Annotated in this window: 9 protein-coding genes and 2 pseudogenes; 2 read left to right on the forward strand and 9 right to left on the reverse strand. The window is 58.6% G+C overall.

Annotation, left to right across the window (positions count from 1 at the left end; genetic code table 11):
* The first annotated feature begins 45 nt into the window (after positions 1-45).
* Entirely contained in the window at positions 46-456 is a 411-nt protein-coding gene (locus GWK63_RS05570; protein ID WP_010511654.1) for an RrF2 family transcriptional regulator, read from the forward strand.
* A 514-nt stretch (positions 457-970) separates the two neighbouring features.
* Here GWK63_RS05570 and GWK63_RS05580 read toward each other — a convergent pair.
* Positions 971-2,185 (reverse strand): IS256 family transposase, encoded by a 1,215-nt coding sequence (locus GWK63_RS05580; RefSeq protein WP_061276891.1) that lies wholly within the window; start codon positions 2,183-2,185, stop codon positions 971-973.
* A gap of 65 nt (positions 2,186-2,250) precedes the next feature.
* Between GWK63_RS05580 and GWK63_RS05585 the strand changes: the two are divergent.
* Positions 2,251-3,186, forward strand: a pseudogene (locus GWK63_RS05585) (IS630 family transposase); the annotation flags it as partial.
* Between the two features lie 6 nt (positions 3,187-3,192).
* Here GWK63_RS05585 and GWK63_RS05590 read toward each other — a convergent pair.
* From GWK63_RS05590 to GWK63_RS05625, 8 genes and pseudogenes are all read right to left on the reverse strand, one after another.
* A protein-coding gene (locus GWK63_RS05590; RefSeq protein WP_099046888.1) for an IS5 family transposase occupies positions 3,193-3,941 on the reverse strand; the annotation gives its coding sequence in 2 pieces (ribosomal slippage) (positions 3,193-3,650 and positions 3,650-3,941; 750 coding nt in all).
* A 69-nt stretch (positions 3,942-4,010) separates the two neighbouring features.
* A pseudogene (locus GWK63_RS05595) lies at positions 4,011-4,798 on the reverse strand (IS5 family transposase).
* A gap of 44 nt (positions 4,799-4,842) precedes the next feature.
* A complete protein-coding gene (locus GWK63_RS05600) occupies positions 4,843-5,754 on the reverse strand; it encodes a sulfite exporter TauE/SafE family protein (RefSeq protein ID WP_010509936.1) in 912 nt (303 codons plus the stop codon).
* A gap of 190 nt (positions 5,755-5,944) precedes the next feature.
* A complete protein-coding gene (locus GWK63_RS05605) occupies positions 5,945-6,895 on the reverse strand; it encodes a sensor histidine kinase (protein WP_223846647.1) in 951 nt (316 codons plus the stop codon).
* Between the two features lie 46 nt (positions 6,896-6,941).
* Positions 6,942-8,552: a site-2 protease family protein gene (locus GWK63_RS05610; RefSeq protein WP_007397962.1), complete on the reverse strand. Its 1,611-nt coding sequence runs from the start codon at positions 8,550-8,552 to the stop codon at positions 6,942-6,944.
* A 19-nt stretch (positions 8,553-8,571) separates the two neighbouring features.
* Entirely contained in the window at positions 8,572-9,909 is a 1,338-nt protein-coding gene (locus GWK63_RS05615) for an efflux RND transporter periplasmic adaptor subunit (protein WP_083824419.1), read from the reverse strand.
* Positions 9,910-9,929: 20 nt separating this feature from the next.
* Complete coding sequence (locus tag GWK63_RS05620; protein WP_039998722.1) at positions 9,930-10,751, reverse strand: efflux RND transporter periplasmic adaptor subunit; 822 nt, start codon at positions 10,749-10,751, stop codon at positions 9,930-9,932.
* Between the two features lie 98 nt (positions 10,752-10,849).
* A complete protein-coding gene (locus GWK63_RS05625) occupies positions 10,850-12,505 on the reverse strand; it encodes a TolC family protein (RefSeq protein ID WP_223846650.1) in 1,656 nt (551 codons plus the stop codon).
* Positions 12,506-12,651: the final 146 nt, after the last annotated feature.

The raw sequence follows: 12,651 nt of genomic DNA on the forward strand, positions 1-12,651 counted from the left end.
TGCTTGGGAAAATCAGTCAACACGTGCCTATGGGTGGTGGGGTTGATGCCTCTTTCGCTGCGTACCGACTACGCTTTCCGTGTGTTGATCCACTTGGCGTGTAATCCTGATTCGCGTGTTACCGTCAGGAACATCACTGAGTTGCAGGGCATTTCGCACAATCATCTTGTGAAAGTTGTACAACACCTGTGTCATGCCGGGATCGTACAAGGTACCCGGGGAGGTACTGGTGGCATCCGTCTGGCTGTGTCTGCCAGAAACATCAACGTCGGTCATATTATGCGGCTCATGGAAACTGAAAAAGAATCCCCTGGCGCCTGTCACCCATCTGGCAATAACCAGTGTATACTGGGCAATGCTTGTCAGTTTCGCCATCTCATAGTACAGGCCGTTGATGCATTTATGGCATTTTCCGATGGAATGAGCTTACTGGATCTCACTAGTGGTTCAGGATAATGTGTTTGCTCACTTTTCCATCCTGGCATGATGCCTCCCTCAAACAGTTGATAGAACATTTGAAGCCGTCGATGAAAAAAATGTCACTGTAGTCATAGTGAATCTCGTGTGAAGTAAGATTCATATAATCTTCAGGTGCAAAGTTCATTTTGTTGCGGGTAATATAATGATAGCGGACGTTATTATTATTACGGTGTTGAAAGATTTTTACCAAAGTACGGACGGCTTCTAGTCACCTGGAACTGAAATAAGCATCATTATATGATATTCCTGTCGCACTGACGGGAGCAGAACGATGGCGGGACGACAGGCAGGTCAGGTAGTACTGCGTCCGCAGGCGCGGACGTTTCTTGAAGGGCAGGTCCGGCGTCACAAGGCGCCGCGGTCATTGTCGGATCGCTGCCGGATGGTTCTGCTCTGCGCCGAAGGCTTGCAGAGCAAGGAAGTCGCTGCACGCCTGGGGGGAGTGTCCTGAAGTCTGTGTATCTGGCCTGGCCCATGGGTTTTCAGATACTCAAGCGGCGAAGCGCTCGCCGAACATTATGGCGAACTGGTTGCGGGCTGCAAACCATTCCCGAACATTCCGCCCGTCTTTCTCGAAGCTGCGGATCGCCAGGTAGATCAGCTTCGTTGCGGCATCGTCGGTCGGGAACGAACCGCGCGTCTTGATCGATTTGCGGATGACCCGGTTCAGGCTCTCGATGGCGTTCGTAGTGTATATGATCTTGCGGATCGCCGGATCGAAGGCAAAAAACGGGATCACTTCTGGCCATGCCCGGCGCCATGCCGGGGCGATCGACGCGTATTTCCCGGCCCATTTCTCCTCGAACGCATCGAGCTCTGCGGCCGCCATGTCAGCGGTCGCCGCCCCGTAGATCCGGCGCAGGTCGGCAGCCACGGCCTTGCGGTCCTTCCATGAGCAGAAGTTCAGGCTGTGGCGCACCAGGTGAACAATACAGGTCTGAACCATCGCCTCGGGAAAGGCGGCGGTGATGGCCTCGGGAAAGCCTTTCAGCCCGTCCACGACCGCGATCAGGATGTCCTGGATGCCCCGGTTCTTCAACTCGTTCATGACCGAAAGCCAGAATTTGGCGCCTTCATTCTCGGCGATCCAGAGCCCCAGAACCTCGCGCACTCCCTCGCGGGTGACACCGAGAGCAACGTAAACCGCCTTGTTTTTAACGGTCCGGCTGTCAGCATCGCGGATCTTTACCCGAAGGGCATCGAAGATCACGATGGGATACATCCGATCCAGCGCCCGGCCCTGCCACTCCCGGACCTCGTCCAGCACGGCATCGGTGACGCGGCTGATCAGGTCGGGAGAGACCTTCAGGCCATAAAGATCAAGCAGATGGGTCTGGATGTCCCGGACCGTCAGACCGGCGGCATAGAGACCGATGATCCTGTCGTCGATCCCGTCGATCCGGGTCTGGCCCTTCTTTATAAGCTCCGGCTCAAAGCTGCTGTCGCGGTCGCGCGGCACCGTCACCGGAAAGGCGCCGTCCTGGCCTTTCAGCACCTTGGTCGTGGAGCCATTCCGCCGGTTCGACTGGCCCGGCGGGGCAGCCTTGCCTTCCTCATAGCCCAGATGCGCGCTCAACTCTGCACCCAGCATACGCTCCATGAGCCGAATTTTCAGCTCCTTCAGCAACCCGCTGTCTCCGAGCAGGTCTTCAGGACGCTTCACGCCCGTCAGCAATTCGTCCAGGAGTTCCTTCGAGATGGTCATTCATACTTCCTTTCGGTGAAGTATGGACCAGATCAATTATACACAGAAGATCGGACACTCTCCGCCTGGGGGTACATGAGCACACCGTCGGCAAATGGCGGCGGCGGTTTGTCGAAGATGGCATTGAAGGCCTGACCGACGAATATCGTGCCGGCCGGCCCCGCACGGTGTCGGACGCGCAGGTTACGCAGGTCATCGAGCGCACGCTGAACACAACGCCCAAAGACGCGACCCACTGGTCGATCCGTTCCATGGCTGCCGAGATCGGCCTGTCGCATACGACCATCCGCCGGATCTGGAGCGCCTTCGGTCTGCAGCCGCATCGGGCCGAAACCTTCAAACTGTCGACGGACCCGCTATTTGTCGACAAGGTTCGGGATATTGTCGGTCTTTACATGTCGCCACCGAACCGTGCGATCGTGCTGTGCGTCGACGAGAAATCCCAGATCCAGGCGCTGGACCGCGAACAGCCAGTCCTGCCTATGGCACCGGGCGTGCCGGAACGACGTACCCATACCTATCTCCGGAACGGCACGACGTCGCTGTTTGCAGCCCTCGACATCGCAACAGGTGCGGTGATCGGCAAATGCTACAAACGTCATCGTACCACGGAATTTCTGGACTTCCTGAAATGTATCGACGCTGAGATCCCTGCTGGCCTGGATGTTCATCTCGTGATGGACAACTACGCCACGCATAAAACGACCACGATCAAGACATGGCTCGCACGCCGCCCGCATTGGCATGTTCACTTCACACCCACCTCGGCTTCCTGGATCAATCAGGTAGAGCGCTGGTTCGCCGAACTGACGCGCAAGCAACTCCAACGCGGCGTGCATCGGTCAACAACTGAACTCGAAGCCGACATCACAACTTTTATCGACGCACATAACGAAAATCCCAAGCCGTATCGGTGGGTCAAATCAGCCGACCAGATCCTCGCCTCGGTGAAGCGCTTTTGTCACAAGACAATGAACCGAACTTCAGATTCAGGTGACTAGGGCCTGTTAGCACTTGATCCAGTCTGCGGCGGCAGCGATGTGGATGACCGCGAGGAACGAGGTTGCTGTTTTTTCGTATCTGGTTGCGACAGCGCGCCATTCCTTGAGACGAGCCCAGAGGTTCTCCACAAGATGTCGGCATCGATAGGCCCATTTGGGACAGGCGACCGGCGCATCGCGTCGTTTCGCGGGAATGGCCGGTCGGGCTCCCATGTCCCATATCCGTTCACGAAAGGCGTCTGACGCGTAGCCTTTGTCCGCCACGACCCACAGGGGAACAGAGGGGAGATCGTCGAGCATGGCTGGCGCCAGTGGCAGTTCATGGGCCTGTCCGGGTGCCAGAGCGAAACCAATGGCTTTTCCGTGTCCGTCCGCGATCACGCACACTTTTGTGCCATAGCCGCCGCGAGAGCGGCCAAGTGCTTCACGATGGTCTCGCTCTTCGAAAGAGGCCCCTTTTTTTGGGCTCCCGCCGCCTTGTGGTGAGCCCTGATGTTCGTGCCATCCAGAAAAGTCATGCCCAGCGCCACTCCGTGGTGGTCCTGAACCAGTTCGAGCAGGCGTTCCCACACCCCCAGTTTCGCCCAGCGGATGAAAAGCTGCGCCGCCCGCCACCACGGACCCAGCTCAGCGGGGATACTTCGCCATTTCGCACCATTCTCATGACGCCAGAAGATCGCTGCTATCGTACGCCGCAGATCATGGGGCGGTGTCTTGCCCCTTGGCCGAACCGCCTCAATCAGCGGTTCCCAGATCGCCCATGTCTCATCAGTGAAAGTGCCTGTTCCGTCTCCTTCTTCAATCCATACAATATAGGAAGTATTTTAAGATCTAACAGGCCCTAGGCTCGGGACACATAGCCAGAACATGACGGTTGCGGTGAGACAGATGGCTGAGAAGAAGACGGTCGGGCATCTGTTGTAGCGGGTTGCAACCCGCCGCCAGCCCTTGAGCCTTCCGAATATGATCTCGATGCGATTGCGGCGTTTATATTTTCTCTTGTCGTATCTGACCGGTTTTCCGCGAGATTTCTGTCCTGAAATGCAGGGCTTTTATACCTTTTGCTTCCAGGGCGTCCCTGAACCAGTCGGCGTCATCCCCGCGATCTCCCGGCATCCATTGTGCTTCAGGAAGACTATCCAGCAGGGCAGCGGCATCGGTATAATCGCTTATCTGTCCCGCAGTCATGAAAAAGCTCAGCGGTCGCCCACTCTGGTCGGTGATCGCATGCAGCTTCGTGTTTATGCCCCTCTGGTGCGGCCGATCAAGCGACCTGGATCCCCTTTTTTAGCCGCACGCTCGAAGCCGTGCGGTGTGCCTGGAGATACGTCGCATCAGTCATGATGGTCTGGGGCTCTGCCTTTCCGGCAGCCAGACCGTCCATCATCCGGGCGCAGATCCCCATGGCGCCCCAGCGCTTCCAACGGTTTTAGAGCGTCTTATGTGGACCGTATTCCCGGGGCGCATCGCGCCAGCGCAAGCCGTTCCGATTGACAAAAATGATGCCGCTCAGCATTCGGCGGTCATCAACGCAGGCTCTACCATGGCTCTTAAAGAAAAAGGGCCGCAGACGCTCCATTTGTTCGTCCGGCAGCCAAAACAGGTCGCTCATCTCCAGTCTCCTCACAGAGCCTGAATCAGATTCCCGCACTTAAATCAATGGGTTGTTATCATAGGGGATGAAGCCAGTCTGGAAAGCACTCGGGGGCTCAACTCGCGTTCATCACCATTTTCCCATTCGACCGCGAAAGTGTGTTGTCGCCATGACACGGACGCTGCGGCTTCATGGGCTACGTGGGCGAAATGCACCGTGACATTTGCCTGCCGCGCTAACTGACTACTGGCGGAGATCACCATCATGACACCCGCCACGACCATGGCGGCATGACCAATATGGTGAAACAGGCGATCATGCAGGTGCGGCAACAGGTACTTCATGATTATTGATGACAGAACCGCCGCCGCAGCAACAGCGATACCCGCAATGCTGGCCCGGGTATTCAACAGGCCGAACTCAGCGTAGAGAGCGATCTTGAGCACATGCAGCATGATTTCGTTGGCCGCGCGGGTTGCGACGATTTCTTCCTTCCGCAGACCAAGTCGATAATAAAACCCATTGAACACCAGGCCGACCGCTCCGGTAAAACCGGAAATGAAGCCGGCGGTAGCACCCAGCACGTGCAGTTCGATAGCGTGGGGCGTTTTCACAGTGACCTGGGGTGCAGGCTTGCGAAAGAGAAGGGGAAGATTCCCCATCAGGAATACGCCAAGAAGCAGCGACAGATAGGCTGGCTCCATACGGCTCAATGCCCATGCGCCCAGGGCGGCGAAGGGCAACGCGGTGGGCGCAAAATGCCGGACGATGTCCCACCGGATCGCCTGCCGGAACGAGATGATGCGCGTCGCCGAACTGGCAACTGTCCCGATCGACAGGGCGGCTGGCACCTGAGTGCCAGGCAGCACCAGCCCCAGCAGGGGCATTAGGAGCAGCCCGGCACCGCCTCCCGACACGGCGCTCAGGCCAAATGCCGCGGCTGATGCAACCAGAATCAGGGACCAGAGCAGCATGGTTTGTATGAATCCCGATTTGGATCCCTGCTCGCCGGGACCGTTGCAGGCGGCCACATCGCATGGGCGCGCGGCATCATTATTTCTGGCGAAAGCTCACGGGGATGTCAGCTTACAATGCCCCAATCTTCAGTCGTATTTGCACATCTCTAACCAGCCAGGAGGTCTGCTGTCTATGAGGCCGTGAAGGCTAGAGCTCTATGGGTAATTTAACGATACACCTTACGCCAGGGTTGTTGTGAGACAAGACGATCGTGCCCCGGTGCAGTTGTACTACGGCTTTCACCATGGTAAGCCCTAGCCCGTTACCGTCATGCGTACGGCTTGTATCAAGACGGACAAAGCGGTCGAATACCCGAAGCATGGCTTCGTCCGGAATGCCTGGACCATTATCGGCTATTTCTATCGTGATGGTCTTGTCCGAAAGCATTATGGTCGCTGTGATGGTGGTCTGGTCGGGCGTATGGCGTACGGCATTCTCGATCAGGTTGGAGAACGCCTGCCGTAAAAGGACTGGATGACCGGTGACGGTAGGGCAGGCGGGAATGATTTCGGTTTCCAGGCGCTGTCCATTGTCTTCGATAACGGAGCGATACGGTTCTAGAACTGATTCCAGAAGTCGTGCGGGATCGAGGGGTTCCATTTCGTTGTTCCATGCCCCGGACTCAAGTTGCGCCAGCTTGAGCAGCGAGGAAAATATTTCCAATGCGGCATCCAGATCCTCGATTGCACACTCGACCTGCTCATGCATGGTATCGGAAGGTCCATGTGCCCCAATGGCGCGCTCAAGATTCTGGCGCATACGCGCCAGCGGGCGGCGCATGTCGTGCGCGATGTCATTGGAGACCTGTTTCAGACTTGCAATCAGGTATTCATTCTGGTCGAGCATCGCATTGAGGCTCTCCGAGAGATGATCAAGCTCATCATCCGTGCCACGTAGCGGGATGCGGCGAGACATATCGCCCTGCATGATGCTCCGTGCCGTCCTGCTTATCGTCTCGATCCATTTCAGGATCAGGTTGCTCAGGAAAAGGCCGCCTGCTACCCCTATCAGACCAAATCCTGCAATGCCCCACAGGATCGTTGAGAGGTGATGTTGTGGACGGCCCCCGCACGAAATGTGCGAGGATGAAATCGTCACAAACCCATGAATCATAATCCACTGAAATCACTCAACTCATTTTCGGTCAGACACTTATGGCGGCTTCAGCCCGCAGGCGCTCGGCTGTTTCCTGTTCGATCTTGTCGCGCGTATCATCAAGCGAGGCTGTATCTTCCACGCCAAACATCCGCTCCGATAATGTGGCTTCCAGCGTCGCCAGTCGTGCCATCGATACGGCGCGGTCATGGTCAAGCTGGGGGGAGCGCAGTTCGGCTACGGTTTCGCCTGCCTGTACCATGCTGCCTGTCGGGAGCAGGCGCACCACCTGGCCGGGATCCTGCGTATAAAGCATGCTCTGCCCTTCCGCCCGCAATACGGCAGGTGCGCGCACAGAGTGACTCCATGGCAGTACCAGGAGTGCCAGCAGTATGGCCAAAGCGGCGCCCGTAACATGCACGCGGCGGCTGCCTGGCGCCTGCAGGGCCTGCCGTGCCCATTGCGCCAGTTCTCCCATGATGGGGCGGGCAACAAAGAACCAGATTTCAATTCCCATCAGAACCACGCCCAGCGCGGGGAAAACCGCATGATAGACAACCAGTGCAATGCCGGTGAACAGGAAAAAACGATAAAGCCATGTCGCCATGCTGTAGCCGGTCAGCATGAGCCCCCGATACGCGGGAAAGACCTCGGGCGGGGGGGTATCCATACCAAACAGGAACTTGCGGGTGCGCCAGCGTGTCCACGCAAATGCGCGTTCCTGCAGGTTGGGAATGCCCATGAGATCAGAAAGAATATAATACCCGTCAAACCGCATCAGTGGGCTGAGATTGACCGACAGGGTAAGGACCCATGTCGAACTGCTTAACGTAAACAGGCCATCACGCAGCGCGCCGTCGGGCACGATGCTCCAGATAATGGTGGCCAGTGTCGCCAGCATGATTTCCGCCACCATGCCAGCGCAGTCGATAACCAGCCGGTCGCGCGCACGGATCAGTCGCCACGCATCAGTTGTATCGGTCCATAAAACGGGGCACAGGACCAGAAAGGCAATCCCCATTGCGGGTACCCGGCAGCCAAAATGGCGTGCCGCGATACCATGGCCCAGTTCATGTACCATCTTGCTACATGTCAGCGCCAGAGCAATCCCGATCGCACCTTGCGGGGTGATGAGATGCATGAACCCTGCGACATAAAGGCTCCATTGCTGCACGACCAGGATCAATGCCAGCCCCACCGCCAGCACAAGGCCGGTACAGAACTGACGGGTAAAAAGCCAGTTCGTTAGTGGAATGCAACGTTTTAGGACCGGATCAGGATTGCATAACCGTACCCGCAGGAAAAGGTAATGATGCAGTATCCATGACAGCAATGGGGGCTTGCGTGCCTGCCGGGCCAGCAGGGCACTGTCCGCGCTGGTCTGGGCCGTGGTCAGCCCGGCCTGCCGCAGGAAGGCGGCGAAGGCCGTGACATCGGCAGGCTGCATATCAAACGTGCTCTGTTCACTGACCACGCGGGCAATCGTGTCCGGGTCAGCCAGGTCCCAGCGCTGCAGTATTTCCATTTCCATGCTGCCAATGCGCACGTAACGGTGGCGGGTGGGGTCATAGAGGGTCCATGTCGGCGCGCCGGTTACAACGGGCCCCCGTAACAGTTCCAGGTCATCACGCAGGGCAGGCCAGGGAGCGCGCGCGTTCATGCGCCGCCTTGCGGGCTGGCTAGAAGGAAAGCCATTGCCGTACCACGCCCAGTGGTTTGCGCAGGGCCCACAGCACCAGCATGTGCCGTGGGCCGTAGATGCGCGCGGTGCCGCGCAGGCCAAGGCGGATGTCGCTGTTCAGGTCGGCACGCAGGGTATAGGCCAGTGTGCCCGCAGGCGTGGGCGTGCTGGCGTAGGAGGTAAAGACCAGATGCCCTTCCGCCGGATGATCGGGGTGCACGTTGTCAAAAAAACGCACGCGCGCATCAGGGGGGAACTGTGCGGTCTCGGTTGCCGGCAGGCGGATCTCGATCCGGCGGGACAGGGCAGGGGCGACCATGAGGATACGCTCGCCAGCCTCGACCGGGCGTCCCACCCACTCTGATGGGTCGTTGTAAAGCGCCAGCCCGTCTATCGGGGCGGTCAGGGTGGCGCGGTGCAGCAGTTCGCTCTGGTAGCGCATCTGGGCTGCTTCTTCATCGATACGGCCCTTGAGTTCACCAGCCTGGGCACGGGCCTTGGCATCCAGCATACCGGCCTGAATGGCTTCATCATATTGGGTCCGCGCCACTTCCAGCGCCTTGCGGGCAACCTGGTACTGGCTTTCAAGCTGCGCGCGCTCCAGTTCCACCACTGGCGTGCCGGCCTGCACGGCGGTATTGGGGGGGATATCAAGCTGGTGGACGATACCGGCAAAGGGCGCACGCACATAGGCAGGGGCCACCGGCACGACTTCGGCCGGGGCCAGGACCCATGAATGGACCGGGTAGAACGCCACCAGCACCGTGGCCGCCAGTATGGCACCGATGCGCCTGCGCATCCGTGTATCGCGTGGCCTGGGTGGTTGAGAGGCGATAAGCTGGCGACTTTCCGCATACTCGCCGCCAATCATGCACAGGGCCTGGATGTCGGGCGGTGTCCACGCATCCGGTCGTGCGACAAGCAGTGTGCCTGCGCGGCCATGCCGTCCGGGCAGCGGAATGAGCACGGCATGGGGGGCCATCCATTGCGCCCATTCATCGCGCAGTGCCGCAGGCAGGGTCGCGGCATCGAGTACCACGGCCTCTGTCCGGGGTGTGATGCTTTCGAACACCTGGGCCAGCCAGCGCACATAGGGGGCGGAGGCATCGAATACCGCCGTGCCGGATATGGCGGCAATCCCTGCCTTGTCCGTGCGGTAAAGGGCGGCCTGCTGGTAGGGAAGGAGATTATGGCTTTCGTTGACCAGCACGAAATCCAGTTCATCGGGCGGGCTGGTCCGCAGGCGTTCGCATAGATGCACAAGGGCCGACAGCCGCAGCAATGCGGCCTGCCGGCCTTGCTGCATGCGTGCGGGATCAGGCGGGGGGAAGGTCATGATCCGTCAGCCATCCGCCCTCATTGACCGAACTGGGCTTCTCCTGTCATGCCCGGCAGCAGGTCGGGGGCGGGACGGGTCAGCTTGCCATAGACCTTGATGGTCTTGCTGACGGGGTCCACCTTGCCCGAGATGCGGCTGATGGTTGCAGGGTAAATGGCATCCGTTTCCAGTATGTGGACCTTGAACGAGGTACCGGGCTGCAGATGGCGCAGTTCCATGGATGAGACGATCATGGACAGTTCAAGCGAGGTATCATCCAGTATTTCCAGCATGGGGGTTCCGGCTGAAAGATACTGGTAATTATGCACCATTGTATTGGAAACACGCCCGTCAAACGGGGCCTCGATCACGCACTGCGCCACAACGGCGCTGGCCATTTCCAGATCGGCATTGGCCGCGCGTTCATCGGCCGCAGCCGAGCGCAGGTCCGATACGCTCCATTGGCCCAGTGCCTTCATCTTGTTCTGCACGTCCAGCAGGCCACGGCGCTTGATGTATTCGGCATGGGCGTGGGCAAGGGTTGCCTTCTGCTGGCCGCAGCGGAATTCGGCCAGGACGTCGCCCTTATGGAAGTGGTCACCGTCGCGCAAAGGAAATTTTTCAAGCTGGCCCGACATGCTGGCGCTGATCTGCGCACTCATGGGGGCGGTTACCTGTACGCTGGGGGCAGGGACCGCCGTGCTGTCCGGTTCTGCCGTGGGGGGGATATCAGGCTGCGGGACAGGCGCCGTGGTGGCTGGCGTCATCCCGGCGGGTGCGACCGGTCGTGCTGTCTGGGCCAGGACCGTACCGGGCATAAGGGCAAGCGCCAGTGCGGAGACAAACGAGTACATACGCATATACACAACCGGCCTTCCAAAATAAAGGCGCCACTCCCGCCCGGGGACGAGGTGGCTTTATGACATTACTTATTGATAATGAGTTGCAAGCTGGCAGATCAGCCGGGCGTAGCGGCAGGTTGTGCCGTATCCATCTGTGCGACAGGGGTGGCAGGCGGCGCAGCCTGCTGCACCGGTGCCGCGACGGGTGCCGTGCTGTTGCCCGCATCCGGTTTCTTGACATTATCGGGCAGCGTCAGGTCAGGCAGGCGGCCGTTTTCCCACAGGGCAATGGAATGCTCGACCTGTGCTGTCAGGTGCTTGAGATCCTGAATGTCGGCATTGGCGGGCACAAGGTCCACGCCAATGGAGGCATACAGGTTGGCCAGCGCCTGATGGGTATGCGCAAGGCTGCGGCTGTATTCAAGCTGGCCCAGCAGGGCCGCCATCTGATGGCGCACGCGATTGGCCTCGGACTGCGCGCCTGCGGCGGAAGCGGAGACGGCCAGCTGCTCCATCTGCAGGCTGACATCATTGATCTGCCGCGAGGATTTGAGGAAATCCACCGCCGTGACGTATTTCTGCGCGCTCAGGTTGATCTGGGCCAGAATGGCGACACTCAGTGCAAGGCGGCGCATTTCCGAGAGTTTGACATTGCCCTTGGCCACGGCGATGGCACGCGGCCCCTGGATCATGTTGATCAGGTTGACAGTCGCCCGGACCCCGATCTGGCCCCAGATATGGTGGTAGAGCAGGGCATTCGAATCAAAGTTGCCGTTGCCGATGGCCCCGATACCGGGCATCATCTTCAGGATTTCCTTATAGACATCCTGCCGGTCAACTTTCTGCTGGTACACTTCCATGCGCAGTTCGGGGCGCATGACCAGCCCCATGCGTTCCAGCGTGGGGATGTCCAGGTTACCCAGCGGCTGCACATCCTGCGGGTGGGTGGCAAGGTTGAGCTTTTCATCCTGCGGCACGTTGATGAGGGAGGCGAGCTGGATCTGCGCACCGACCAGTTCATCCTTTATGCGCCGCATTTCACCCAGGATCTGGATGATGTTCTGCTGGTAATCAAGCAGCGTAAGGGGGGACTGCAGGTGCGCGTTACCCGCATCCTGCGATGCCGCCAGCATGGTTTCCGCATCGTGGATGATGGGGTCAAGGCGGGGCAGCATGACCTGGGCTGCCGCGGCTTCCCAGTAATTGGTGGTAACGGCCTTGACCAGATCATTGATGGCGCGCCTGCGCCGTTCCACGGCAATCAGGGCGCGGAAGGCCTGCTGGCGGGCGGAGAAATAGCTGATCCCCGCATCCATCGCGTTCCATGAAAAGCTGATATCCCCGCTGCCATGGCTGGGCATTTCGGAATAGGAATAATCCAGTGAGCGCTGGTTGCTGAATTCATCAATACTTTCAGCAGCATTGTTGTTGCTTCTGTCGGTATAGCCCGCATCGGCCGCAAGGTGCGGCAGCATCTGCATCAGGGCCAGATCAAGCTGCTTTTCCTGCTGGTTGATCTCAAGCTTGGCAACCTGTGAATCATAATTGAACTTGAGCGCGCGCGCGATGGCGGTGCCCAGTGTCAGGTCACCGTCCAGCGGCAGATAACGGGCCTCGATCGTAGCGTGATCCGCATCCGCACGCTTTATATGGTCAGCCAGCGGCATGGGCCGCATGCCACACCCCGCCAGAAGCATGACTGTCGAGAGCGCAGCGCAGGAGACCAGACGTAATTTGTCGCGGGTAAGCTGATGCGTCACAGTATTTACCATGAATTTCCGGGTTGTGTTCAGGACGGGAAGAAAAATTTCAATAAAATCTGGCAGAATCAGGGTTTTGGTTACCTGACTATATAGGGGTGTATATAGGTATGGTTTTGGAATACCAGCCTATTTTACAGTTGCGCTGCGCTCGATAC

This window comes from Komagataeibacter rhaeticus (genome assembly GCF_011611525.1).
Taxonomy (GTDB): domain Bacteria; phylum Pseudomonadota; class Alphaproteobacteria; order Acetobacterales; family Acetobacteraceae; genus Komagataeibacter; species Komagataeibacter rhaeticus.

Coding starts and splice junctions, on each gene's coding strand:
- GWK63_RS05620 (WP_039998722.1), bottom strand. CDS start 10,751: ATGCGTATGTACTCGTTTGTCTCCGCACTGGCGCTTGCCCTTATGCCC.
- GWK63_RS05625 (WP_223846650.1), bottom strand. CDS start 12,505: ATGGTAAATACTGTGACGCATCAGCTTACCCGCGACAAATTACGTCTG.
- GWK63_RS05610 (WP_007397962.1), bottom strand. CDS start 8,552: ATGAACGCGCGCGCTCCCTGGCCTGCCCTGCGTGATGACCTGGAACTG.
- GWK63_RS05570 (WP_010511654.1), top strand. CDS start 46: ATGCCTCTTTCGCTGCGTACCGACTACGCTTTCCGTGTGTTGATCCAC.
- GWK63_RS05580 (WP_061276891.1), bottom strand. CDS start 2,185: ATGACCATCTCGAAGGAACTCCTGGACGAATTGCTGACGGGCGTGAAG.
- GWK63_RS05615 (WP_083824419.1), bottom strand. CDS start 9,909: ATGACCTTCCCCCCGCCTGATCCCGCACGCATGCAGCAAGGCCGGCAG.
- GWK63_RS05600 (WP_010509936.1), bottom strand. CDS start 5,754: ATGCTGCTCTGGTCCCTGATTCTGGTTGCATCAGCCGCGGCATTTGGC.